This window comes from Marinomonas sp. 63XJN7_9_ISO-PGPR-S23-217, assembly GCF_056173515.1.
On sequence record NZ_CM149678.1, the window covers coordinates 3,201,372 to 3,227,372 of the forward strand.

Sequence of the window (26,001 nt, forward strand, 5' to 3'; positions counted from 1 at the left end):
TCCCCTAAAGATACAATTTCTTATTCTTAGTACCACCGTACACCAGATTAATCTGGGCACGCGTTACAACAATCGCTGTAAACATAGACGTAAGAATACCGAGAGATAATGTGACCGCGAAACCTTTTACAGAACCCGTTCCGACGGCAAACAGGATAACCGCCACCAGCAAAGTCGTTATGTTCGAGTCAAGAATGGTGGCAAATGCGCGATTAAAGCCAGAATAAATTGCTTGATGGCTTGGCATACCATTCCCCAACTCCTCCCTTATCCTCGAGAAAATAAGCACGTTGGCATCCACCGCCATCCCCATTGTCAGTACAATACCCGCAATGCCTGGCAAGGTTAACGTTGCTCCCAGCACAGACATACAAGCTAATAGCAATATCACGTTCAAAACCAACGAGATGTTAGCGAACAGACCAAACAATCGGTAATAAGCCAACATAAATAGCATAACAACCAACAGAGCAATTTTCGCTGACTGCATACCCAAGTGGATATTCTGCGCCCCTAAGCTTGGCCCAATAGTACGCTCACCCACAAAATAAATAGGAGCCGCTAACGCACCCGCACGAAGCAATAGCGCCAACTCAGACGCCTCACGCGGACTATCCAATCCCGTAATACGGAAAGAGTTCCCCAACGTCGTCTGAATCGTAGCAAGAGAAATAATACTTTTTTGTTCGTATGACTTACGGACAGGAGTCAGCTTACCATCTTTATTCACATATATATTACGCGTTTTATGCTCAATGAAGACCACCGCCATATTGCGACCGATGGCTGAACGCGTCACACGCGCCATTTTCTTACCACCGATGGAATCCAAACTAATATTAACCTGTGGACGCCCATTCTGATCAAAAGACGAAGACGCATCAGAGACATTGTCTCCGGTGACAATAATATCACGGTCTAACCGAGCGGTTCGGTTACTGTTGTTTCTAAATGGCAAAGTTTCCACATCAGAGCCATCTTGGTCTAAGCCAGCCTCTAAATGAAACTCAAGGTTAGCCGTAGCACCGATAATACGTTTGGCTGCCGCTGTGTCTTGCACACCAGGCAATTCAACTACGATACGATCACTGCCTTGACGCTGAACCAATGGCTCAGCCACACCTAATTCATTTACACGATTACGCAAAGTGGTTAAGTTTTGCTGAATCGCATAAGACTCAATTTCTTTACGCGCTGCATCTGTATACTTCGCGTCCAGGTAAAAATCCTTACCGCTGTCGCGTTCAGTATAGTCATATTGGTTAAACTTATCTTTCAACAATGATTCAGCTAGTGTGCGGTCTTCTTGCTTAAGGAATCGAATAGACAAGACACCATTATTGATGGACACACTACGGTAACGAATGCGCTCTTGACGCATATCTGTTTTCATTTCGCTCGAAGCCACTTCCATTTTTTGCTTCAACGCAGCAGGCATATCCACCTGCAATAAGAAATGCACACCACCACGCAAATCCAATCCTAGTTTTGCTGGACCCGCACCAATATCCCTCAACCAAGTAGGTGTTGTCGGCACAAGGTTTAACGCCGTAACATAGCCGTCCCCTAAAGTTTCAGCCACAACAGGCTTGGCAGCTAATTGATCCTGACCATTATAAAAACGCAAGGTAGCACCAGTAGACTCCAATTCTGCTTTTTTCAACTTAATATGAGCCTGAGCTAAAGCGGCCTCTACTTTTTTCAATGTCTGTTCGTTTACGACGGTCGTTGCTTTTTGAGTAGAAATTTGCAAAGCAGGATCATCTGGATACAAGTTCGGCAAGGCATAGACTATCCCCACCGCCAAAACGAAAAGTATTGCGAGATACTTCCACAAGGGATACTTGTTGAGCATGAAGAATCCTTTACACCTAAAATAATAATACGAATGAAAGAAGAAAAGCGCCTAAACAAGGCGCTTTTCTAAAAAGGTTAGATGGATTTCAGTGTTCCTTTAGGTAGCACAGCCGCTACAGAAGACTTTTGGAATTTCATCTCAATGTTTTCAGAAACTTCAAGCGTTACGTAATTGTCTTCAACTTTTGTCACTTTCCCCAACAAGCCACCACCTGTTACAACTTCAGTGCCTTTTGCCAGAGAAGCAAGCAAATTTTTATGCTCTTTAGTACGCTTCGCCTGTGGACGCCACATAAGGAAGTAAAAGATAACGACAAAACCAGCAAGCAGTACTAGGTTAAAAATACCTGCACTGGCTGGTGCAGCATCGGCTGCGTATGCGGATGAGATCAATGAGATCATGTTATTAACTCTCCAATGGTTTAAAAAACTGTTATCAATTTGATAAAAATTGACATAAATCTTGCTAATTGATTACTAATCGCTCAAAGGTGGCGTTTCTAACCCACGTTTCGCGTAAAACTCATCAACAAAGGCGTCAAATCTACCTTCATCGAGCGCGAGACGCAATCCCGCCATCAAGGTTTGATAGTATCTTAAGTTATGAATGGTGTTTAATTGCGCTCCCACCATTTCTTGACACTTATCCAAGTGATGTAAATAAGACCGAGAAAAGTTTTTACAAGTGTAGCAATCACATTCTTTGTCCAATGGGGACGTATCGTGGCGATTCGTCGCATTACGAATACGCACCACACCATCAGAAGTAAATAAATGTCCATTACGGGCATTACGCGTAGGCATCACGCAATCGAACATATCCACACCACGACGCACACCTTCCACCAAGTCTTCTGGCTTACCCACTCCCATTAGATAACGAGGCTTGTTATCAGGCATTTTCGGCGTCACGTAATCCAACACCTTCATCATTTCTTCTTTTGGCTCACCAACAGACAAACCGCCAATGGCATAGCCATCAAAACCAATCTCCGTTAATCCCTCAAGGGACTCATCTCGAAGGTGCTCATACATGCTACCTTGGATAATACCAAATAGCGCCGACGGGCTATCGCCATGCTCATCTTTTGAGCGTTTCGCCCAGCGCAAACTCATACGCATGGAAGCTGCTGCACTCTCTGGTGTTGCTGGGTATGGCGTACATTCATCAAAAATCATTACGATATCCGAACCCAAATCTTTTTGCACTTGCATAGAGATTTCAGGACTCAAAAACACTTTAGAACCATTGATAGGCGAACGAAAGCTCACACCCTCTTCTGTGATTTTGCGCATTTCCCCTAGTGAAAACACTTGAAAACCACCAGAATCTGTCAAAATGGGCTTTTTCCACTGAGTAAAATCATGCAAATCACCATGGGCTTTAATGACTTCCGTACCGGGGCGCAGCCAAAGATGGAAGGTATTACCAAGAATGATATCCGCACCGATTTCTTCGATATCTTTGGTTAACATGCCTTTAACTGAACCATAAGTGCCCACAGGCATAAAAGCAGGTGTCTCAACCTTACCTCGAGGAAACGTTAATGTGGCTCTACGCGCCTTACCGGACGTCTTGTGTAGTTCGAAGTCCATAAAACATTCTGGACGTTTATCTGACATACGTCTTATTCCTTACTCTGCGGGCCTTTAGCCTGCGCATTACGTGTTATAAACATGGCATCGCCATAACTAAAAAATCGATATTCCTTTTCCACCGCCATTTTATAAGCCGACATGACCTGCTCATAACCCGCAAACGCACTGATCAACATAATCAGTGTCGATTCTGGCAAATGAAAATTCGTTATCAAACAATCAACGGTTTTAAACTCATAACCGGGATAAATAAAAATACTGGTATCGTCTTTCATCGGCTTAATTTCACCGCTTTGGCTGGCCGACTCCAGACTGCGCACACTGGTAGTGCCCACCGCAATGACTCGCCCCCCCCGAGCCTTTGTGGCTTTTACTTGCTCGACCACCGCTTCTTCGACTTCCACATACTCCGCATGCATGATGTGGTCTTTAACATGATCTACCTTAACGGGTTGAAACGTTCCCGCTCCCACATGGAGGGTAACAAACGCAATATCCACCCCTTTCGCGTGAATCTTATCAAGCAAGGTTTCATCAAAATGCAAACCAGCAGTCGGTGCCGCTACCGCCCCAGGCTTTTGATTATAAACCGTTTGATAACGTTCTTGGTCGCTGTCTTCATCAGGGCGCTCAATGTACGGAGGCAATGGCATATGGCCCACTCTTGAAAGCACTTGCAAAACGGGCTCATTAAAAGCCAGGTAAAACAAGGCGCCTGAGCGCTCCACCATCGTCACTTCAATCGACTCGTTCTTATCTTGACCTAGAAAAAGCTTGCTACCAGACTTGGGAGATTTGCTCGCACGAATATGAGCCAACGCTTCGGTCTCATTGATGATACGTTCAATTAAAATTTCGATTTTACCACCCGACTCTTTCTCTCCAAACACACGAGCAGGAATAACTCGAGTGTTGTTAAACACCATCAGATCACCAGGCTGAACTAAGTCCAACACATTAGAAAACTGCAAATGCGCCAGCTCGCCAGTAGGTCCATCAAGCTTTAACAACCGGCTTGAGGTTCGATCTGGAGTTGGGTAAGTGGCAATAAGAGAGTCAGGCAAATCAAAGTGATAATCAGAAACACGCATACGAAGAAAACGACCTAGAAAAATGACCCGGTATTTTAGCGAATTTTTCGCCAAAAAGGTACGTTCCATGTGCATCAGAAGCGAGAAAAGCCACCTAGAAGAAAAGAAAAGCCAAAAAATTTAGCAATAGCATTGACAACGCATTTAAAACCAATAGAATACGCAACACCTTTTTCAAGGCCAGTGTGGTGGAATTGGTAGACACGACGGATTCAAAATCCGTTGCCTTCGGGTGTGGCGGTTCGAGTCCGCCTACTGGTACCAACGTAAGAAAGCCCTAATCGTTGATTAGGGCTTTTTTTTGCCGTTAGAAAACCATCCCAGTAACAGAAATATCTAGCCTTGTATATAAATACGTCAGACAACCAAAAAGTGTGCTCACAGCCTCATCTAGGGACGCATAATGAATCGCCGTAAAAAAATAAAAGCCATACTAACCAAGCGCAGCAAACAGGCAAATCGCAAAGCCAATCCCCCAAAAGCGAAACCCAAATATCTATCTAAGGCAGAACGAGCAAGACTCGAAACGGAAGCGACCGAAAATCAAACATCTTCCATTGAAACAATTGACACTCAAAAAATAGACCGACAACAAAATTAGCACTTAAAAGCGCGCTCTAAAGTGCCACTCACCTGGCGCAATAGTATTAGCAATCGCTTGACGAATACTGGCATCAATCTGCTCACTATCCGCATCATACAAACCACACAAAACCAGAGCCTCACGTTTGTTAACTTGCTTACCCAAATGCTCGTAAACCACTCTTGCACAACAGGGCATCCGCTCACCACTGCCCGACACACCTAGTTTCAATCCGGTCAATCGGTCAACACGATTCTTAAAGGAAGGAAACAAAATTGTTTGTGTCACTTCATGACCCGTTAGGGTTTCGTAGTCCGTCAAAAAAATTCGATCCGCTAAAAAGTACGCTACCCCTTTATAAATACCGTGAAAAGGTTTGGCTCGCCCCTCTTCTCGCAAACGCTCCGTTCGCTGGAAGTACATTTTTCCATTGCGCAACTCAATACACACCAAAGTCCTAAGAATTTTCCCAGGACAGGCCATGGACAGGTAGTATTCAAAATAATAACCAAGATATTTATCCTGACCCGCCAAACTGATGCGCTGCAGATTATCACAGTGCTGCTGCTCTAAAGAAATCGATGATGCATTGGCTTTATGAATGGGGCGAACTTGCACTAGCCGTTGAAATTGAGTGTGAGGTAACGTTATTTCACTTTCCTCAACCCCAAAAAACTCACAAAAACGCCTCATCGTGTTAGCAGATGGTCGATTAGTGCCGTTTAAATAGCGATTAAACTGAGGTCGGTTGATACCAAGACGACGACACACCTCGGAAGTGGATTTGTAATAACTACAAAGTAAACGCAAATTTTCTTTAAAATTATCTGGCACAGTGACATTACTCTCAAGGCTTGAGTGAAACCATTGCAAAACAATACACCACTCACTCATGTATTATTATTCGGCTTATAGTAAATCACCCAAACATAAAACCACAACTAAAACTGATGCTAATTGACGCTATTAGAGCATCAATTCGCATCAAAAAAGACAAAGTTACAAACTTCTAACAATCGCCCACCTCTTGTTCAATAACACCTCTCTCTTCCTACAAAAAATATAAAATCGGTTCATACCGAAAAGGAGTTCTGTTAAATGTTATCTATGCTTAGCGACCTACTCTGGAGCAAAGTCCTAATTGCCGTCCTAATCGGGCTTGGCGTTTGGTTTACAGTGTCATCTCGATTTGTGCAATTTCGCTATTTTGGCAAAATGTTTGGCATTCTGACCGCTCGGCATCACGAAGGTGATGGCCATTTAAGCTCATTCCAAGCACTAATCCTATCCGTGGCCGGACGGGTCGGTGGGGGCAACATTGCCGGGGTCGCCGTCGCCATTGCACTGGGTGGACCGGGTGCGATTTTTTGGATGTGGGTGGTTGGCTTGATGGGTATGGCAACCAGTTTCATTGAATGCACACTTGCACAAGTATATAAAACCGCAGAGCCAGATGGCACTTACCGTGGTGGTCCGGCCTATTACATCGCTAAAGGCCTTGGTGCCAAATGGAAGTGGCTTTCCGTACTCTACTCCCTGTTATTATTAGCGACCTTTGGCATTGCCTTTACGGCATTACAATCCTATGCCGTTGCCAACTCTCTACAAGACGCGTTTGGTATTCCATTGTCTTATAGTGGCATTGCTCTCGCCTTAATCGTTGGTTTAATCATATTTGGCGGCGTTCGACGCATCGCCAAAGTCGCAGAGGTATTGGTTCCTATTATGGCAGGTGGGTACCTACTCATTGCTATCGTCGTATTAGCCCTGCACATTAGCGCAATTCCAGATACCTTGATGTTGATTATTAAAAGTGCCTTTGGCCTCGGACCTGCTGTTGCAGGTGGTGTCGGTGCTGCTATTTTAATGGGCGTAAAACGCGGCCTATTCTCGAACGAAGCAGGCTTAGGCAGCGCCCCCAACGTTGCCGCCGTAGCATTCGTCCCTCATCCAGCAAACCAAGGTGTGGTACAGGCTTTTTCAGTGTTTATCGATACGATAGTGCTCTGCACTTGTACTGCCTTAATCATTCTATTGGGTACAGCTTACGACCCAAGTAGCGCCAGTGTGGCCGATGGAGTCGCACTAACACAAGCCTCTCTGGCAACCCATATCGGTGAATCAGGCCGCATATTTGTCAGCATCGCTTTACTATTGTTCGGCTTTAGTACCATTTTGTATAACTATTATTTAGGTGAAAACAGCCTAAGCTACCTAACGAAAAGTCGTAACAATGAATTTTTAATGAATGGCTTTCGTGTCGCCATTGTGTGTCTTTGTTGCTTAGGTGCCGTGTTGGATTTAGGCACTGTATTTGCTTTTGCAGATTTGACCATGGGCTTATTGGCTCTGGTAAACCTGTTTGCTTTAGCGCTGTTATTCAAAATCAGCCGACGGGTGGTCAAAGATTATGACGATCAAATACAAGCAGGTATAACACAGCCTATTTTTGATGCCAGCCAATTCTCCGATCTGGATTTAGATAAAGCAGCATGGCCAATTCCAACAAACCAAGATCAGCAGCTAAACACCGCTGGCTTAAAAGCAGGAATCATTAACCAGTAACCCCAAGCACGTTTTACTCTCTTAACGCTTCAAATTGGGAAGCCAAACGGTAAAACGTGCTCTCTTTAATTGACAGGATAAACAATCATGAATACGCGTTCTGAATACGATTTACTTGGTAATATGGACGTTCCTTCTGAAGCTTTTTATGGCATTCAAACCCTTCGCGCAGCGCAAAACTTTTCCATCACTGGCGTCCCTATTTCTCATTTTCCTGAGCTCATCAAGGCCTTAGCCATGGTGAAAGCGGCAGCAGCCCGCACGAATCAGGACATGAATCTACTAAGTAAAGAGAAAGCAGACGCCATCGTTCTGGCTTGTCAGGATTTGATCCTTGGCAAGTATCACGATCAATTCATTGTCGACGTCATTCAAGGGGGGGCAGGCACCTCTACGAATATGAACGCGAATGAAGTCATTGCCAACATCGCACTGGAAAAACTCGGACATGCGAAAGGTGAATACAAATATTTGCATCCAAACGATGATGTAAACCGATCACAATCAACTAACGATGCCTATCCAACAGCGGCCTGCCTTGGCATTCAATTCGCTGCAGACAATTTCGTACCAAGCCTCGCCTCGTTAAAAGAAGCACTGGAAATAAAAGGCAAAGAATTTGCGCACATTGTCAAAATGGGCCGCACTCAATTACAAGATGCAGTTCCCATGACACTGGGTCAAGAATTCGAGGCGTTTGCCGTCACTTTAGGAGAGGATATCGACCGCATTAGCGAAGCCTGCGCCTTATTGTGTGAAGTCAACCTAGGGGGCACCGCCATCGGTACAGGCATCAACACGTCAGAAGGCTATGCCAAATTAGTCGTAGAAAAATTAGCGACCATTTCGACTAAACCCTTAGTACCCGCCTCTAATCTAGTAGAAGCCACTTCCGATATGGGGGCATTTGTCTTTTTCTCAGGCATCCTAAAGCGCCTTGCCATCAAACTCAGTAAAATGAGCAACGATTTGCGCCTACTTTCTAGTGGTCCTCGCACAGGTCTTGGTGAAATTAATCTACCACCGATGCAGCCAGGTTCTTCCATCATGCCAGGCAAAGTCAACCCAGTTATACCAGAAGCCATGAACCAAACCGCCTATCAGGTGATTGCATCGGATCTAGCCGTTACTTTGGCTGCCGAAGCGGGTCAGTTACAGCTTAATGCCATGGAACCCATGATCATTTACAACCTACTGAACTCGCTAAAAATGCTTAAAGAAGCCTGCCAAATGCTTGAAAAGCGCTGCATTAGCGGCATTACGGCCAATGAAGCGAAATGTGCTGATCATGTTGAAAACAGTATCGGCATCATCACCGCGCTTGTTCCTCACATTGGTTATACTAACGCCTCACGCATTGCCAATACTGCCCTACATACTGGCAACACCGTTAAAGCATTGGTCATTGAAGAAAACTTACTTACAGAAGAACAAGTTAACTTGCTACTCAGCCCAGAATCCATGCTTTCTCCCAGCAAAATACAACTATCTTCAGCAGAAAAACCCTCTTCAGATACTCAAACCCCTGCAAAAAAGAAAGCAGCTTCTGATAAAAAAGTAACGGCTAAAAAGAAAGCATCATCAAAGAAGAAATCGCCTTCTAAAAAGGACAAATTATGAGTTCAGATATTCTCATCCTTTATACTGGCGGTACCATTGGCATGGTTCACTCAGAGCAGGGCTTAGCCCCTGCCTCTGGCTTGCAAGAGCGCATTGAGTTAGCGATGGGAGCCAGCCTTGAATCTCTGCCAAGCTTTGAAGTTCTGGAACTCAACCCATTAATAGACAGCGCGAACATTGACCCAACCAACTGGACCAAATTGGTTCGCGTACTGGCAACCCATTGGCAAGATTATCAAGGCTTTGTTATTTTGCACGGCACAGACACCATGGCCTATACGGCATCCGCGTTATCTTTCATGTTAGGTGCTTGCACAAAAAACGTTCTATTGACCGGCTCGCAAATTCCCATTGGCATGAATCGAAGTGACGCCACAGCCAATCTTCAAGCAGCGCTCTCGTTAGCTGCTAACCACAGGATCCCCGATGTTAGCTTAGTCTTCGACGGAAAATTAATGCGCGGTAATCGGGTGAAAAAAGTTAGCAGTGGACGCTTTGAAGCTTTTCAAACACCAAACGATGATTTACTGGGTGAACTGGCCATTGAGATGCAAGTTTATGCAGACCGCATGATAAAGCCAGTTAAACAGAATACGATTGAACCAATAGAAAACGCCATCATCCGCTTTCGAGAGGGTGCAGTCGCCGTATTAACCCTGCACCCAAGCCAACCTATTTCGATGTACCAAAGCTTATTAGATGATGAAAACTGCCAGGCCATCGTACTGATGACTTACGGATCCGGTAATGTGCCCGATAAAAACGAGCATTTTATGAATTTCTTAACTGAGGCTATGCTGCGCAAGAAAAATATTGTTAATTTGACTCAATGTCTTCACGGTGGCGTATCACAAGGCACCTATGCTGCAGGCTCGATGCTGTCTTCCATGAAGGTTTTAAGTGGTTATGATATGACCTTGGAAGCCGCCTTTTGCAAACTCCATTTTTTACTTTCAAAAGGAGAGAGTTACTACTCCATCATCGAAAAATGGCACAACAATCTTTGCGGAGAGTTCAGCGAAGCATAACCCAGAGACGCATAAACAAAACTAGGCCACGAAAAAATAGTGGCCTTCAGTCTATTTTTCTTGTGTCATTTTTACCATTTAACTTCCCCACACAGCCCATTCATTTCCACAAGGATCTAAAAAGTGAAAACGTCGACCACCGGGAAACTCAAAAATCTCCTGTTCTATAGCACCACCCGCAAAAGCAACCTTATCTCGCGTTGCTTCTAAATCATCACTAAAGAGTATAACTAACGCTGCCCCATTTTGGGGACGCGAGCAAAAATCAGCCTGAAAGAACCCACCATCCAGCCCTGCGTTCTCAAAAGCCGTATAGTCAGGGCCGTAGTCCTTAAATGTCCAACCAAATACTTGACGAAAAAAAGTTTTATTCAATGCCAAATCACGAGCAGGCAATTCAACATAATTAATTTTGTTTGTTTGCATAAACGCTCCTACACACCCAATAAAGTGGCACCTTTAACCTATTTAGCGGTCACAACCAATATCACACTGATCATAATCATGGCACCTCCTACCCATTGCTGCTTGCTAATTTTCTCCGCAAAACGCCGCTTAGAGTAATACAAGGTTCCAATAACTTCTAACTGGCCTAACGTTTTCACCAACGCTGGATTAACCAGCGCAAACCCTGTAAACCAGCCAATTGACCCTAGAGAACTCAACGCCCCAACCTTTAGACTTAATGCAAAATTAGGACGAAAAGGCGCAAATATGTCCCGTCTCTTGGTTATTTGGATACCACACAAAATAATCGATTGCAGCAACAAAACATACCATAAGGTCACCCCTGCACAAGTAATAATGGAGCCGCTCAATGCATGGCTTGCCATCGAGGCTGACACAGAAGTAATCGCAAAGCAAAGACCACTTCCCAAACCAAATACCAGCGAAGTGTCTTTATGAATTAATTTAATATTCTTCCATTTTACGCTCATCACCAGCGCTCCTAGCACTCCAATTACAACACCAGCCCAAGCCAATATACTCAACGAATTATGCAGTATTGGTATACCAATCAGCGCCGCTAGTACAGCCTCTGTTTTCGCCAGCAAGGTTCCCAGAGCAAAACTACCGGACTGAAACACCCGCAACATAAGATAAGTCGCCATAATTTGTGCCAGCGCACACACCGTTGCGGCAACCCAAAAAATCGACCCCACCGGCAGAGACACCCAGCCAAGCCATAAACCACAGACCAACACATAAACCGACACCAACGGCAGACCGTAAAGCGAACGAGACATAGTGGCATGCAAAAAACCCGACTCACGGGCTAAGGTGTTTTGATAAGCGGTACGAACAGATTGGCAAGCCGCTGCAAAAAGTGTGATAAAGACCCACATACAGGAACCCTTTCCTTAGAAGCAAAACGAAGATCGCAAGCATGAAGTCTAAGCATTTATTTGTAAAAGGAATAAAAGTCATCTATTGGATTCCTATAAGGAATAAACAATACTTCTAATGACTTTTTCTTGAGCAGTCAAATCTACAACCCACAGACATCGCCCTTTTTAGTCACACGTTCTCTATACAGAAAGGTCAACGCCAAGACATTGATATAAGAATAATTTATTGCAGATACATTCGAATAATGAGCTATCTTACTAAAATAACTAATACAAACTTGATACAAATCACTTAATTAACTTACAAATTAATTATTTCCTATATTGTAAGTGAATGTTAAATTAATAGTCAGCTTATAAAAATAATCATTGACATTTTATGGATAATAACTTTTTGCAGGAGCAAAAAAATGATTGAGCTAACCCAGCATCAGGCTGAATTGAAAAAAGCAACGCCTTGCTCAGAGCACAAACTACCGTTATCAACAGCACAAAGAGGTCAATGGATCGCCCAGAAGCTCAATGAAGAAAATGCAGCGTTTAACATTGCGGAATATCTGGACATCATTGGCAATCTCAATCCCGACTTATTCTCATTAGCAATCAAACAGCTGATCCGAGAAGCGGACTGCATACGCAGCCGCATTATTGAAGAAGATGATCAAACCTTACAGATCATTCTTGATGATGATCGGGGCTATCATTCCATGCTGGATTTTAGCACTTCAGCAAACCCTCATGCTGCCGCAACAAGCTGGATGCATAAAGACATGCTGCAACCTCTTAACCAGCGTCATGACGCCCTATGGTGCAGTGCTCTGATCAAAATTGGAGAACAACACTACTATTGGTATCACCGTTGCCACCATGTTGCACTAGACGGCTTTGCTGGAAACCTGCTTACCCAACGACTCTCAGAAATCTATAACGCCCTAGAAACGAACCAAGATACGGGACCCAACCCATTTGGCTCCCTGGTTGATTTAATCAATAGTGAAGTGGAATACAAACACTCCAGTCGTTTTAAAAAAGACCGTAAATACTGGCTGGAAAACCTTGCCCACATTCCAGATGCCGTCTCTTTATCCAAGCGAATCGACCCTTCGAATAAAAGCTTACTGCGCAAAGCCATTCAACTCCCTCAAGTGTTAAAAGACGAATTGTCTGCAATGAGCAAACATATCCAGGCCAGCCTTCCGCAAGCACTAATTACCCTAGTTGCAGCCTATTTTTATCGTATGACGGGGGCAGAAGATTTGGTATTTGCCATGCCTGTCACTGCAAGAACAAGTCGTTTACACCGCAGCACTCCAGGTATGATGGCAAACGCGGTTCCGATTCGACTTAAGGTCGATACCAATACGAATTTTGAAAGCCTAATCAAACAGGTATCAAAGATGGTTCTTAAAGCCCTTAGACACCAACAATACCGATACGAAGATTTAAAGCGTGACCTAGGACTGATGTCAAACGGACAGCAAATCGCCTCGTTAGGCGTCAATGTTGAACCCTTTGATTACAACCTTACTTTTGGTAATTGCACCACATCCCTTCACAACCTATCCAATGCTGTCATTGATGACTTAACAGTGTTTATTTTCGACAGAAACGACAACAATGGATTAACAATAGAGTTTGATGCAAACCCAAACCGTTACACCGAACAAGACCTAATGAACCATTCAGAGCAGTTTGAGCGCATGGTAAATAATTTGGTCATGGATCCTAGCCAGCCAATCAGCAAAGCTCGTTTGTTGAGCGATAGTGAACGAAATAAAATAGTAAAACACTGGAATGATACTTCTAGGCCCATTCCTAAGCTTTCTGTGGTCGATCTCTTCGATGCCCAAGTAATGCGAACGCCTTCGGCCATTGCCGTCACCGATGAGCAACAGTCTCTCACCTACTTTGAACTAAATTGCCGAGCCAATGCTTGGGCCCGCAGACTACAACAGGAAACAGTGGGCGCACACGACCTCGTCGCTATCGCACTTACCCGAAATACCGATATGTTGGTGGCTTTGTTAGCCACACTAAAAACAGGGGCTGCCTATTTACCATTGGACCCAGACTTTCCTGAAGAGCGTCTTCTACAAATCTTAGAAGATGCCCAACCCAAAATAGTCCTAAGCTGCCAAGCGGCCGTCAATAAACTCCCAAACACAAATACTCAGACTCTGTTTATTGATAAGCCCGATTTTAATACTAAGCAAGCCGAGGCTCATCAGCATTTAGACAATATCGCTATCACTGGAGACACGTCTGCTTACGTGATTTATACATCCGGGTCCACTGGACGACCGAAAGGTGTTGAAATCCCTCATAAAGCACTTATCAACTTTCTATATGCTATGCAAAATGCCTTAGCACTGACACCAAAAGACCGATTTCTCGCTGTTACCACCATTTCATTTGACATTTCCATACTAGAATTATTTTTGCCTATTACCGTGGGGGCGTCCGTCTTGATAGCAGAACGAAGCATCGTGCGTGACCCAGAATTACTCACTCGTTTTGCCGTTGATCACAATGCTACCCTAATGCAGGCAACACCCTCCTTGTGGCAAGCCATTTTACCCACCTACTCAGAACAATGGTACGGCATCAGACCTTTGGTTGGCGGTGAAGCCCTGCAAGGCCAATTGGCGAATCATATGGCAAAGCTTGGGCATCCTGTCCTTAACCTGTTTGGACCAACAGAAACCACTATCTGGTCTACCATCATGTTTCTGGACAACCCTACTGATCTTAACCACCCACCAATAGGTCGCCCTATCTTCAACACCCAAGTCTACGTGCTGGATAAAGCAATGGAACCGGTTCCTGTAGATGTCACTGGCGATCTATATATTGCAGGAGAAGGCTTGGCATTAGGGTATTACAAACGTCCCGATTTAACGCAAGAACGCTTTACGCCCAACCCATTTGAGAGCGGCACACGCCTATATGCAACAGGCGACAAAGCCAGATGGCGTCAAGATGGTGTACTTGAATACTTAGGCCGTGAAGACAATCAGGTAAAAATACGCGGTTTCCGTATTGAAACGGGCGATATAGAAACAAGCCTACTAGCCTGTCGTGAAATACAGCAAGCGGTTGTGGTTGCGCAGGCTTCCAACACAGATGATATGCAGCTTGTGGCCTATATCATTCCAGTGGATGAAACGCTTGAAAGCCAGACCATCCGCAGCCAACTGATTGCCAGTTTGCCCGATTATATGGTGCCAAACTATTACGTCATACTAAAAGAAATGCCACTCACACCAAACGGCAAAATTAACCGTAAAGCCTTACCCAAACCCAGCTGGACCGACTCAAGTCACTATGTTGCGCCACGCAATAAAACAGAAGCCGCTTTGGCTATCCTGTGGGAAGACATACTCGGAGTACGCCGAGTGGGCATTCATGATAACTTTTTCGCCATTGGTGGAGATTCAATATCGGCCACTAAAATGATAAATCAAGTAAAGAAACAGCTCTTGATTGACATCCCCTTGGGCGTACTTTTTAAAACATCCACCATCTCAGACCTGGCAGAAATGCTAGACAGCGATCATCAGCACGACCCGCTCGCCCATGTTTTACCCATCAAAAGTGATGGTGATGAGCCGCCTTTATTCTGTATTCACCCAGCTCTTGGGCTATCCCTAAGCTACACCAACTTATTACGCTATCTTCCTAAATCAACGCCATTATATGGCTTACAAGCCGACGGACTAAATCACACCTCACGCTTACCTATGTCCATTGAAGAAATGGCAGAGGATTATATTATCCGTATTAAAAGAATCCAACCGAAAGGCCCTTATCGATTACTGGGCTGGTCGTTCGGTGGACTGGTCTCTCACGCCATCGCAGAAAAACTCCAAACACAGGGTGAAGAGATTGCCTTTCTATGTATGTTGGATAGCTACCCCTATCAATTGAACGTAACAGAACCCAAAGACGAAGCGAGTATGATTCAGTCATCTCTTTTATTCCTTGGCTATGATCTTGATAAAATCTCCACTCCGCCAAAAAACAAAACCGAACTTGCTGCTTTCTTATGGCAAGAATTTGATGACTCCTCCCTAGCCGTCGTCGCGGAAATACAAAAGCAACACCGCAATATTTTGGACCATATCGAGCGGGTGATAACCAACAACCTCACTATTGCTAGCCACTTTACCCCTCATAAAATTGACACTGATTTACTATTTTTTGTTGCCGAAGACAGCATGAACGGTTCAATGGGAGATATCTTGGAGCATCAGGCACAAGCGTGGCGCTCAAGAGTGACTGGCAAGCTGGAAGTTCACAATATAAAGTGTCGTCATCAGGAAATACTAGACCCCCATTACATGGATCAAATCGGGCCGATTATTAAAACCCACTTAATTGAAGCCAACACAAGCGCTTGAAACATGTCTATTAAAAACAACAACGCCTGACCCTATGATCGGGCGTTTTTTTCCTTTTCATCAACATAACAAGCTATCTTGGCGAAAACCACTGCCGACGAGCTATACGCTATGCTGAAAAATGCTCGTAGCGGCCAATAAAGCGTTTTGGAAAGGGCAAACCATATTGACCTGTTTTAGCCACACCGATCTTCAATTGCCCCAAGGACTCCGCTAGGGTCACTGCGGCTTTAACCCCATCAATCACAGGCACCTGCAACTCTCGGGTTAATCTGTCCTCCCAGTCCGCCATCCCCGCACAGCCTAAAACAATCGCTTCAGCGCCTTCATTTAACGCCTTGAGTGCATCTTTTCGAATCTGAAGAAAACTTGCTTCAGGGTTTGACTCGCAGTCGGCAACCGCCAAATCACTAGCATAAACACCAGAACACTGATGCTCATAGCCATAACGCACTAACAAATTTTTGGCAAAATGCACAGTACGCTTACGAGTTGTCACTATCGCAAAACGATGACAAACCAAACTCGCGATTTGAAACGCTGCACCCGCAATACCAATCACAGGCACACTCGATAACTCCCGTGCAGCGTCTAACGCAGGGTCACCAAAACACGCAATAACGTGAGCATCGACATGATCTTGTTCACCTTGCAGGATAAGATCCAACACACCTGCACTTGCCAGCACCTCATCAACCGCACATTCAATCGTCTCTGGCCCATGCGCCACATTACGAGCAATAATGCATGTGTCATCGTGCGCCACACTCTGAGCAGCTGAACGAATCTTTTCCGTTATCTCTTTATTGGCATTAGGGTTAATAATGTGCACACGCATGGTTGGATACTCCACTCTTAGATCGTTGAAAAAAGGTCCTTGAAATTAATGCTTTTGGGTTTGTCGATAGTAAATTGTAAAGACGCTTTAATGGCCTCTAAGTGGCGTTTCATCCAAACTTTAGCGGATTCAGCTTCCCCTCTATCCAGCATATCTACTAAATCATGGTGATGGCCGCAATCACATCCGACACTTTGTTTCGAACCAAATACGGCAATCACCAAAGAAGAGCGCAAGGTAAGCTGATTAACAAATTCCGCCATGACCAAATTCCCAGAAAGTGTCGCAAGCTCCGTATGAAATTTCGCTGACAACTGAATCATATCTTTGAGATTATTATTCTGCTCCGCGACTTTCTCTTGTTTTACAATGTCATATAAACACGTTTTGCTCGATTCACTCCAATGTGCAACGACTCCATCGATCAACACAGGCTCAATCAAAATACGACTATCCAGCACTTGCTCGGCTTCTTCCGCTGTCGGCTTGGCCACATGCGCCCCTTTATTAGGCGTAATGGTGACAAACCTCTCCAAAGCCAATCGATGCAAAACCTTCCGAATGCCAGTACGACTGACTTGAAAGGTCTCGGCTAATTGGTCTTCAGGCAATCTGACATCAGGTAAAAGGTGATGCTCGACAATTGCCTTCAGCATTTGCTGATAAATTAACTCGTCTTTTCTCATATACTCACAAACCTATCATTATTAGATTGTATACAATATAAAAATACAATACTTATTTCATAACAAAATCTGAGACTTGGTCGCACTAAAAAAACCATTTCGCACCATAAAAGGACATGGGATTGTTTTTTTACTGCAAATCAACGGAGATAAATTATTAAAATTCCTTATTTTTCCTTGATTTGAACATTTTGGCATTAAAATTGTATTAATAATTGTATACAATCAATAGTGGAGAATAATTCAATGAAAACGCCCCCTACCCCTTCAACAAGCCACAACCTGACTAACGATGACCTTGCCCCTGACACAAAACAGGAATGGGGCTGGTACAGTATTTTTGCCTTTTGGATGTCTGATGTTCACAGCGTTGGTGGTTATGTATTCGCTGCCAGCTTATTTGCCCTTGGCCTCGCTGGCTGGCAAGTATTTGTTTGTCTGCTCATGGGCATCATGATTGTATACTTTTTTGCTAACTTAATGGGAACGCCTGGACAAAAAGCGGGTGTCCCTTTCCCTGTTGTGTGTCGTATGTCATTCGGGGTAAAGGGTGCGAACATACCTGCCATTATTCGTGGTCTCATTGCGGTAGTATGGTACGGCATACAAACCTTCCTTGCTTCCAGCTCCTTTATCATTCTAATCTTATACTTCTTTCCTGAAATGGCTTCCCTACAAAAAACAACATTCTTAGGACTTTCGGCACTCGGCTGGATTGGCTTTATGTCCATGTGGGTGATTCAGGCATTCGTCTTTATGTTCGGCATGGGCATGATCCGTAAAGTAATCGACTGGTCTGGCCCCGCTATATACATCGCCATGTTTGCCTTGTGTGCTTACATGCTCACACAAACAGGTTGGAGTGCAATCAACTTTGACTTATCGTCAAAGTCTCTCACTGGTTGGCAAGCATTTAATATGATGATTGTGGCTACCGCATTGGTCGCTGGCTACTTTGCTGGCCCAACATTAAACTTTAGTGACTTTGCACGCTATTGCAGCAGCCATAAGAACATGAAGTTTGGCAATCTGTTGGGGCTTCCACTCAACTTTATGGTGTTTTCGATTTTCAGTGTGGTGATTGTTGCAGCGTCTATTCCTTTATTTGGCAAAATGATTACCGACCCCATTGAAACCGTAAAGCAGCTTGATTCTGGAATGATTACGGTACTGGGCGCACTGACGTTTATTCTGGCAACCATTGGTATTAATATTGTCGCCAACTTCGTTGCTCCTGCTTTTGATTTCTCTAACGTCTCCCCGAGTAAAATCAGCTTTAAAACGGGTGGCTTTATTGCTGCATTTGGTTCCGTCCTGCTCACACCATGGAACCTATTCAACAATCCAGAAATGATTCATTACACCGTCGATTTACTGGCCGCTCTTATTGGTCCACTATACGGGATTATCTTGATGGATTACTTCGTCGTTCGAAAACAGCAAATTGATGTGGATGCTCTGTATACCGAGGACACCGACCAAGCCTATTGGTATGACAATGGCATCAATAAAAAAGCGGTTTATGCCCTAATCATTGCAGGTGTTGCTTCGATCATCACATCGTTTGTCCTGACTGATTTAGCAAATTTTTCACTGTTTATTAGTGGTGGGGTTGCCGCACTCGCTTATAAACAGCTAATGAGTAAAGAAACCATTATGCACTCTGAAAAATTAAAATTAGCGAAAAGCGTTTAAAAACACAGCCGCTTAGGTCTAAGTTTATTTGGTCTAAGCGGCTTCATTGGGTATACGAACGAGCAAATCTGTCACACCTATGTCGATACCTGCTTGATAAAGCAGTGTCGACGCTTGGCCTCGGTGGTGCGTTTGATGGTTAAAAAAGTGCAGTAACAAAAGGCCAAAATTTTTAGCAAAAACATCGCCTTTAGTATTTTGATACTGCAAAGTCGATGATAGAGCTTGATCTGTCAATTCATTAACAAACGCAACAATACAGGCATCAAGCGTTGAACGAGCTTCGTGTAATACATCAATCCGTGAATATAATCGCTCGTTTAATGTCTTTGGCGAATCTAACCTTCGCACATAATCAAGCGCCACAAATGAATCAGGGTGACCCGCAAAACGCTTCAACCATATTGTGTCTGCTACCAAGAGATGATTTAGCGTACCAATAATAGAATCAAAAAATGCCCCTCGACTTTGCGAAAGTTCAGTTTCTGTTAGTTTTCCAGCGCCCTTGTAGAGATTATGATTCATCCACTGGTTGTAATCCGCCATCAACACAAAATGGGATTTGACCTTCATATATTGTCCTCGTCATCAATGCAATACTGTATTCACATTAACTTTTCCTATACTTATGACTCATTGTCGACTAAAAATAAATAATCTATGTCGTATATACATTAGGGAAAATCAATGCAAAATAATCTCACTACGGCAACAAGACTCTGGCTCTTTGCCGCTATAACCATACTAGGTATCATCGTTGTTGGGCTCAGTGGAACATTCAGTATTTCATCAATAGGTCATACAACGCATGAAAATATTCAATCCATCAAACACAAAAGTCATCAACTGCTTACGGTAGAAAATGCTAAAATGGCGTTTGCGCTTCAAGTGAAAGCGTTTAAAGATGTATTGATTCGTGGCAACAATCCGCAGAACTATACAAAGTACAAAGCTGAATTTAAGCAGCATAGAAGTGAGGTAACACAACTTTTATCTAAGACTCAGTCTCTTATGCAACAAGATAAAATGAATACAACGGAAGTTGTTAATCTTATCAATCTTCACCAAGAATTAAGCAACGCTTATCAGCAAGCGTTAGATCAATTCGATACAAACAATCCTAATGCAGGCAAAGAGACAGACTTACTGGTAAAAGGCATAGATCGCCCCGCCCTAGCCGCCATGGATAGTCTCGTCGCTAGATTAGAACATGACTTTAGTAATCAATTAGAACAGCAGCTCGTCTTTCTTGATCAAACGAATCAAGAGGCCAAAATTCAGTCCATTATCATTTGTCTGTTAATTATGTGCGTCATTATTACCCTAGCTATCTGGATAAATCGCAATGTACTGCGTCAATTAGGAGGTGACCCCGCTTATGCGGCAGGCATAGTGAAAAGAATTGCCGAAGGCAATCTTACTAATCATATCAACATAAAAGTAAACGATGAAAGCAGCTTACTCGCACAGATGTATAAAATGCAATCATCATTAAAAGTTGTCATTGAACAAATTCGAGATGCCAGTCACGCTCTAGTAGGCTCTTCGCAACAACTGGCAGCCTCATCCCATCAAGTTGCCACAAGCAGTACCCAACAAAGTGATGCTTCGACGGCGATAGCGGCTTCGATCGAAGAGCTTACCTATGGAATAAGTGAGGTATCTAATAGTGCCAACGCCGCTCATGAACTGTCTAGTAACGCACGAGAGGCATCTCTCATTGGTGCCAAACAGCTGAAAAGCAATATTAATGATATTAAGCAAATAGCCAAGTCCATTAAAGAAGCCACCGATGCTATCCATAAACTCGGCTCGCAATCGGATAAAATTTACAACGTGATTGCTGTGATTCAAGAAATTGCTGACCAAACAAACCTTCTTGCCCTAAACGCCGCCATAGAAGCAGCCAGAGCAGGGGAAACAGGAAGAGGCTTTGCCGTCGTGGCAGATGAAGTACGTAGCCTAGCCGAAAAAACGGGCCAATCAACCGCTGAAATATCCGAGACAATCAGTAGTATCCAACGGGATACCAAAACAACGATTGATGTCATGGAGAGCAGCGCCAATCAAATGCAACCCGTTATTGATGGCGCGAACGCCACCGACAACGCCATGAAAGAAATCGAAAACAGCAGCAAACAAGTATTAGACTCACTCGACCAAATCACCAGCATACTGGAAGAGCAAAGCAAAGCCAGTAACGAAGTTGCGCAAAGCGTTGAAGAAAGTGCCCAACTCAATAAAAACAACACCCAAGCGGTACACGAGGTATCGGCGGCAGCAAATCATCTAAAAGAAATAGCACAAAGCTTGATTATTAGTGTACAAAAATTCTCGATCTAGTCGGCGTAAACAAGCCGACAGATACGGCCCAATATTTTCATTCACATAGGATATTGCTTATCAAACGGGATGATTCGATTCATCTAGGATCTAATTTCATTTTCTCGATCTTCCAAAAAAACAGGTAATTTTTCGTCAATCACACACCAATTCGCTTTGTATTTTGTAAAAATATGCGCGTCTATCTGAACAGGAATGTCTTGGTCAAACGTTGCTATAGCAATCTCCATGTCTTCAGGTCGCCTATCTTTGCTTCTAAAACCTAAACTCGAACCACACTGACGACAAAACGTTCGTACTGTGCCATTAGGTGCCGTAAACTCTTCGAGATAATCTTGACCCGATATCCACTTTAAACCAATGGTACCAACAAGAGAGCCAAAAGCAGCACCATGAAATTTTCGACACATACTGCAATGACAATTTGCCGCTTGCTCACAAAATCCCTCCACAGAAAACCGAACCTCACCACATAAACAACTTCCTTTATAAATGCTAGTCATCTTAGAGCCGTCCTTATGTTAAGAGCAATATAGACATTCAAAACAGAGTAAGACCAAAAGCGTGTTTGACGCGATGCAGAACCGCACTCGCTTCAGCCTGAGATTTCTCACTCCCCTCTCGAATAATATCAATAAGTTGCGCTTTATCAGAAGCAAATAGGTGGCGCTGCTCCCTAATCGGCTTTATCACTGCCTGAAGACAGTCTTCCAGAATTTTTTTGATGGCACCATCCCCTAACCCACCTCGTCGATATTGCGATTTTAATGTTTCAACATAGGCCGCATCTGAACAAAATGCCTCTAAATAGGTAAAAACCACATTCCCCTCAACACAACCTGGATCGTCGACTTTCAAATGGTTCGGGTCGGTATACATAGACTTTACCGCTTGCGATATGTCTTTTTCTGAGGCGTCTAATAAAATACAGTTCCCTAACGATTTAGACATTTTGCTTTTGCCATCGGTACTAGGTAAGCGCGGAACATGACTCAGCAGAGGGCGACATTCAAGCAAAAGGTCCTCTTTTGCAATTCGGTTGAGCTTTCTTACGATTTCGTTTGTTTGCTCGATCATCGGCAGTTGATCATCCCCGACAGGAACCAATGTAGCATTAAAGGCTGTAATATCCGCTGCCTGACTAATTGGGTAAGTTAAAAAACCAGCAGGAATAGAGAGACCAAAAGATTTAGTCGCAATCTCATTTTTCACCGTTGGATTTCGCTGCAGCCTCGCGACAGAAACTAGATTCGAATAATACATGGTCAACTCAGACAGAGCAGGAATAGCAGATTGCAAACTAATGGTTGTTTTAGACGGGTCTATACCGACAGCAAGATAATCTGCAAGCACATTTAAAATATTAGTCGAAATTTTGTGCGGATTATGCCCATTATCGGTTAGACCTTGTAAATCAGCGATTAAAATCGTCTGCTGATGACTCTCTTGGAGCACAACACGTTGCTGGAGAGACCCAACAAAATGACCAAGATGCAACTGACCTGTTGGTCTATCACCTGTAAGGACTTTTTCTTGATAGCTTTCCTGAAAAGTGTTTTTAGTAAAGAAAGCAGTATTAGAATGGTTAGATGTATTACTGTGCATAGTATGTCTCCTATTGTATACCCCATCGGAGACATCACTTGTCGATTCAAAAACAGTCAGTCTACCGACGGCTTTTGAATAAACGTGATTCAACGCCGCTCTAAAAAATAGAGCGCCACCAAAAAATAGCGATAATGCGTAACTTAGAATATGTTGTCATACTGTTAACTTATCAATTTAGGTCAGGCAAAACAAGCATTCAGCAGTGATCTTTTTTAACCAAACTCGCTAGACATTTCAGGAAGTCAAAAGAACAAAACGCTATGCCCAAGAATGCATTAAGCGATGACATTGAAAACTTTATACACGTTCAAGGGGCAAATGTGGTTTTGGTGGCAATATGACGTCGATAGCATCCTGTAACGTTACCAAACCGCCTCGAACTACCACGGTCATAATGCCGGCCTTTCGAATGAGTTCGCCTTTTTCATTTCGGTCCAGAACTGCTTTAGTCAACCCTTCCTGGTAGTTATCTAGCTGGGCGCAAGGATTTCTTAATCCAGTCACTCTTAACTCAACGTCTTTGCCAATTTTTAATAGCGTATTTTGAGGAAGGCTAAGAAGGTCGATCCCTTCTGTGAGGATGTTCTCTCCCATCGTCCCCGCCGTCACATCAAACCCTTTACTTTGCAATTCGCCAAGTAATTCAGAGTGGATTAAATGCACTTGCCTGAGGTTAGGTTGAGCGGGATCAACAGCCACCCTCGAGCGATGCTTCACCGTTTTACCGCAATGCGCATCCCCTTCGACCCCTAACCCTTCCAGTATGGATAGACTATCGACCACTTTTTTAGAAAATTGATGCACTTTATCTTTGCTTAGCGATACGACTCTACCCACTTCACCCTCCTTTGCTTCTTGATATCTAGCCAACAAAACAACCACTGCACCATAACAAAACCGGCCATTTAGCCGGTTTTTATTTAACATGATGGGAGCCTAGAAAGACTACACTTTCGAGAGAATATCTTGAATGGATTGCTTAACAGAGGCGTCAACAATCTCACCGTCTTTCATCACATCATAGAAATTTGGCACGCTCAAACTACCAATCACGTTACCCTTGAAAAAGGGCATACTATTAACTGCTTGGGCCAATACGCTGCTCGCCCCACCTGGGCCTGGGGAGGTAGAAAGCACGACAATTGGCTTGTCTTGATATACGGCTTTTTCGATACGCGATGCCCAATCAAAAATATTCTTATAGGCCGCACTGTAGGAACCATTGTGCTCTGAAAATGATGCGATGATCAAATCAGCTTGTGCAATCGCATCGACGAAAGCTTGTGCTTCGCTTGGAATGCCAAACTCTTTTTCTTTGTCTTCACTGAAGATGGGCATATCAAAATCATTGAGATCCAATAACGTCACCTCAGCACCGTTTATCAAGCTTGCGGTATAGCTTGCAAGGGTTTTATTAATGGATTGACGACTAGAACTCGCTCCAAAAGCAACAATTTTCATATAACATTCCTTATCTTTAAGTGTAAATTTAAACGATTAACTATTTTTTGCGATAAATGATAGACTTGCCAACAGCCAGTTAAAATACACTGAAAATGCCCATTTGTAATCTACTAAACCTGATTTCCTCTCAGCTTCACCTGACCTAGAACACAATAAAAAGACCTCTATGTGAGAGGCCTTTCTTTGATCAAGTTGGACGTTCATCCAGCTTATCTGCATGATGCGCAAATCGACCTTTTGTTTTGTCATGCACTTGGTCGTTACGAGGCCAAGGCCAACCACCAAACTGAGTTCGTTGGTAATCATGAAAGGCCTTTTGCAACTCCTGTCTTGTGTTCATCACAAATGGGCCATGCTGCTCGACATGCTCACCAATAGGTCGACCTTGCAACAACAAGAAACGGGCTTTTTTACCTGTGTTTTGAATACTAGCGGCTTCGTCACTTTTCAGCACAAACGCTTCTTTGACAGAAACGTCTACGCCCTCTAGCACGACACTCTCCCCTTCAAAAAAATACAAGGTACGGTTCAACCCTGGGTGATCACTTGGTAGAGTCCACAACCCACCTTCAGGAATATCGATCAACCAAATCGCCACATGATTGTCTTTATCAGCGGCCCATGAATCTGGTGGGCAATCCAGCGCCTTCACTGCACCCAATTCACCAGCAATCACTTTGACTGACGTTTCAACACCATTTATGTCCGTTTGCTTGACGACTGGTGTATCCTCGTTCCATAACATACCAAAATGCGGTGGTACCATTTTATTTTTAGCAGGCAAGTTTAACCAGACTTGGAACAATTCCAGCGGGTTTTCCTTTTCTTCATCTAATAATGGAAACATTTCGGAATGCTGGACCCCACTACCAGCGGTCATCCATTGCGTGTCGCCCTGCCCATAACGTCCAGCGGCACCAATAGAATCCGCGTGATCGACAAAGCCTTGGTTCACAATGGTGACCGTTTCAAAACCGCGATGTGGATGAACGGGAAAACCTGGCACTTTTCGCCCGTGATACATACGCCAGCCATCTATGCCGTGAAAATCTTGCCCTAATGGCCGACCTTGTAGCGATGCCGCTGGTTCCATCTCAGGTGTCGCCTTTGGGTAACGATCTTGATGAAAAGCACAAAATAAAAATGGGTCAAATGTTGGCCAGAACATCTGAAGGGGTAAACGCTTTAGGATAGCAGAACTCATTTTTACCTCCTGAATAAACTACTAATACCCGTATGATACCACCGACAAGCATCACTAATTCATGCTGATAT

General features: G+C 43.8%; 22 protein-coding genes and 1 tRNA gene. 8 read left to right on the forward strand and 15 right to left on the reverse strand.

Going from position 1 to position 26,001, the window contains the following annotated elements; genetic code table 11:
• Nucleotides 1–4: 4 nt before the first annotated feature.
• The 4 genes from secD to queA all read right to left on the reverse strand — a co-directional run bounded on the left by secD (nucleotide 5) and on the right by queA (nucleotide 4,547).
• Nucleotides 5–1,855, reverse strand: coding sequence for a protein translocase subunit SecD (gene secD / locus AC0VYI_RS14975; protein WP_199474672.1), 1,851 nt, complete (start codon nucleotides 1,853–1,855; stop codon nucleotides 5–7).
• A 77-nt stretch (nucleotides 1,856–1,932) separates the two neighbouring features.
• On the reverse strand, nucleotides 1,933–2,259 hold the full coding sequence (gene yajC / locus AC0VYI_RS14980) for a preprotein translocase subunit YajC (RefSeq protein ID WP_067015003.1): 327 nt from the start codon (nucleotides 2,257–2,259) through the stop codon (nucleotides 1,933–1,935).
• Between the two features lie 75 nt (nucleotides 2,260–2,334).
• A complete protein-coding gene (gene tgt / locus AC0VYI_RS14985; RefSeq protein ID WP_199474837.1) occupies nucleotides 2,335–3,453 on the reverse strand; it encodes a tRNA guanosine(34) transglycosylase Tgt in 1,119 nt (372 codons plus the stop codon).
• Nucleotides 3,454–3,485: 32 nt separating this feature from the next.
• On the reverse strand, nucleotides 3,486–4,547 hold the full coding sequence (queA, locus tag AC0VYI_RS14990) for a tRNA preQ1(34) S-adenosylmethionine ribosyltransferase-isomerase QueA (RefSeq protein ID WP_475443840.1): 1,062 nt from the start codon (nucleotides 4,545–4,547) through the stop codon (nucleotides 3,486–3,488).
• 179 nt (nucleotides 4,548–4,726) lie between these two features.
• On the opposite strand from queA, the gene AC0VYI_RS14995 reads away from it, so the two are divergent.
• Both AC0VYI_RS14995 and AC0VYI_RS15000 read left to right on the forward strand, forming a co-directional pair.
• A tRNA-Leu gene (locus AC0VYI_RS14995) sits at nucleotides 4,727–4,811 on the forward strand.
• A gap of 139 nt (nucleotides 4,812–4,950) precedes the next feature.
• Nucleotides 4,951–5,148 (forward strand): DUF2986 domain-containing protein, encoded by a 198-nt coding sequence (locus AC0VYI_RS15000; RefSeq protein ID WP_475443842.1) that lies wholly within the window; start codon nucleotides 4,951–4,953, stop codon nucleotides 5,146–5,148.
• Between the two features lie 3 nt (nucleotides 5,149–5,151).
• Here the strand turns inward: AC0VYI_RS15000 and AC0VYI_RS15005 are convergent, their stop codons facing one another.
• Nucleotides 5,152–6,024 (reverse strand): helix-turn-helix domain-containing protein, encoded by an 873-nt coding sequence (locus AC0VYI_RS15005; protein ID WP_475443843.1) that lies wholly within the window; start codon nucleotides 6,022–6,024, stop codon nucleotides 5,152–5,154.
• Between the two features lie 204 nt (nucleotides 6,025–6,228).
• On the opposite strand from AC0VYI_RS15005, the gene AC0VYI_RS15010 reads away from it, so the two are divergent.
• The 3 genes from AC0VYI_RS15010 to AC0VYI_RS15020 all read left to right on the forward strand — a co-directional run bounded on the left by AC0VYI_RS15010 (nucleotide 6,229) and on the right by AC0VYI_RS15020 (nucleotide 10,343).
• Nucleotides 6,229–7,695: an alanine/glycine:cation symporter family protein gene (locus AC0VYI_RS15010; protein ID WP_475443845.1), complete on the forward strand. Its 1,467-nt coding sequence runs from the start codon at nucleotides 6,229–6,231 to the stop codon at nucleotides 7,693–7,695.
• 87 nt (nucleotides 7,696–7,782) lie between these two features.
• The gene (locus AC0VYI_RS15015; protein ID WP_475443847.1) at nucleotides 7,783–9,315 is read left to right on the forward strand and encodes an aspartate ammonia-lyase; all 1,533 of its coding nucleotides are present in this window, start codon (nucleotides 7,783–7,785) and stop codon (nucleotides 9,313–9,315) included.
• The gene (locus AC0VYI_RS15020; RefSeq protein ID WP_475443849.1) at nucleotides 9,312–10,343 is read left to right on the forward strand and encodes an asparaginase; all 1,032 of its coding nucleotides are present in this window, start codon (nucleotides 9,312–9,314) and stop codon (nucleotides 10,341–10,343) included. The genes AC0VYI_RS15015 and AC0VYI_RS15020 overlap by 4 nt, the downstream gene beginning before the upstream one ends.
• 78 nt (nucleotides 10,344–10,421) lie before the next feature.
• Here the strand turns inward: AC0VYI_RS15020 and AC0VYI_RS15025 are convergent, their stop codons facing one another.
• Nucleotides 10,422–10,769 carry a VOC family protein gene (locus AC0VYI_RS15025; protein ID WP_475443850.1) on the reverse strand — a complete coding sequence of 116 codons (348 nt, stop codon included), beginning with the start codon at nucleotides 10,767–10,769 and terminating at the stop codon, nucleotides 10,422–10,424.
• A 38-nt stretch (nucleotides 10,770–10,807) separates the two neighbouring features.
• Nucleotides 10,808–11,689 (reverse strand): EamA family transporter, encoded by an 882-nt coding sequence (locus AC0VYI_RS15030; protein ID WP_475443852.1) that lies wholly within the window; start codon nucleotides 11,687–11,689, stop codon nucleotides 10,808–10,810.
• Nucleotides 11,690–12,102: 413 nt separating this feature from the next.
• Here AC0VYI_RS15030 and AC0VYI_RS15035 point away from each other — a divergent pair, with 413 nt between their 5' ends.
• Entirely contained in the window at nucleotides 12,103–16,092 is a 3,990-nt protein-coding gene (locus tag AC0VYI_RS15035; RefSeq protein ID WP_475443854.1) for an amino acid adenylation domain-containing protein, read from the forward strand.
• Nucleotides 16,093–16,201: 109 nt separating this feature from the next.
• On the opposite strand, the gene AC0VYI_RS15040 is transcribed toward AC0VYI_RS15035, so the two are convergent.
• Both AC0VYI_RS15040 and AC0VYI_RS15045 read right to left on the reverse strand, forming a co-directional pair.
• On the reverse strand, nucleotides 16,202–16,930 hold the full coding sequence (locus AC0VYI_RS15040) for an aspartate/glutamate racemase family protein (RefSeq protein WP_475443856.1): 729 nt from the start codon (nucleotides 16,928–16,930) through the stop codon (nucleotides 16,202–16,204).
• Nucleotides 16,931–16,947: 17 nt separating this feature from the next.
• Nucleotides 16,948–17,616 (reverse strand): GntR family transcriptional regulator, encoded by a 669-nt coding sequence (locus tag AC0VYI_RS15045; protein ID WP_475443857.1) that lies wholly within the window; start codon nucleotides 17,614–17,616, stop codon nucleotides 16,948–16,950.
• Nucleotides 17,617–17,862: 246 nt separating this feature from the next.
• On the opposite strand from AC0VYI_RS15045, the gene AC0VYI_RS15050 reads away from it, so the two are divergent.
• Nucleotides 17,863–19,311, forward strand: a complete 1,449-nt coding sequence (locus AC0VYI_RS15050) for an NCS1 family nucleobase:cation symporter-1 (protein ID WP_475443858.1) — start codon at nucleotides 17,863–17,865, stop codon at nucleotides 19,309–19,311.
• A gap of 33 nt (nucleotides 19,312–19,344) precedes the next feature.
• Here the strand turns inward: AC0VYI_RS15050 and AC0VYI_RS15055 are convergent, their stop codons facing one another.
• The gene (locus tag AC0VYI_RS15055) at nucleotides 19,345–19,884 is read right to left on the reverse strand and encodes a DinB family protein (RefSeq protein WP_475443859.1); all 540 of its coding nucleotides are present in this window, start codon (nucleotides 19,882–19,884) and stop codon (nucleotides 19,345–19,347) included.
• Nucleotides 19,885–19,998: 114 nt separating this feature from the next.
• Here AC0VYI_RS15055 and AC0VYI_RS15060 point away from each other — a divergent pair, with 114 nt between their 5' ends.
• Nucleotides 19,999–21,654: a methyl-accepting chemotaxis protein gene (locus AC0VYI_RS15060; protein WP_475443861.1), complete on the forward strand. Its 1,656-nt coding sequence runs from the start codon at nucleotides 19,999–20,001 to the stop codon at nucleotides 21,652–21,654.
• An 83-nt stretch (nucleotides 21,655–21,737) separates the two neighbouring features.
• On the opposite strand, the gene AC0VYI_RS15065 is transcribed toward AC0VYI_RS15060, so the two are convergent.
• From AC0VYI_RS15065 to AC0VYI_RS15085, 5 genes are all read right to left on the reverse strand, one after another.
• Nucleotides 21,738–22,157, reverse strand: a complete 420-nt coding sequence (locus tag AC0VYI_RS15065) for a GFA family protein (protein ID WP_475443863.1) — start codon at nucleotides 22,155–22,157, stop codon at nucleotides 21,738–21,740.
• Between the two features lie 37 nt (nucleotides 22,158–22,194).
• Complete coding sequence (gene trpS / locus AC0VYI_RS15070) at nucleotides 22,195–23,259, reverse strand: tryptophan--tRNA ligase (protein ID WP_475443864.1); 1,065 nt, start codon at nucleotides 23,257–23,259, stop codon at nucleotides 22,195–22,197.
• A 300-nt stretch (nucleotides 23,260–23,559) separates the two neighbouring features.
• A complete protein-coding gene (locus AC0VYI_RS15075) occupies nucleotides 23,560–24,189 on the reverse strand; it encodes an MOSC domain-containing protein (RefSeq protein ID WP_475443866.1) in 630 nt (209 codons plus the stop codon).
• Between the two features lie 18 nt (nucleotides 24,190–24,207).
• A complete protein-coding gene (locus tag AC0VYI_RS15080; protein ID WP_199474659.1) occupies nucleotides 24,208–24,723 on the reverse strand; it encodes an NADPH-dependent FMN reductase in 516 nt (171 codons plus the stop codon).
• A gap of 190 nt (nucleotides 24,724–24,913) precedes the next feature.
• Nucleotides 24,914–25,930, reverse strand: a complete 1,017-nt coding sequence (locus AC0VYI_RS15085) for a pirin family protein (RefSeq protein WP_475443868.1) — start codon at nucleotides 25,928–25,930, stop codon at nucleotides 24,914–24,916.
• Nucleotides 25,931–26,001 lie beyond the last annotated feature (71 nt).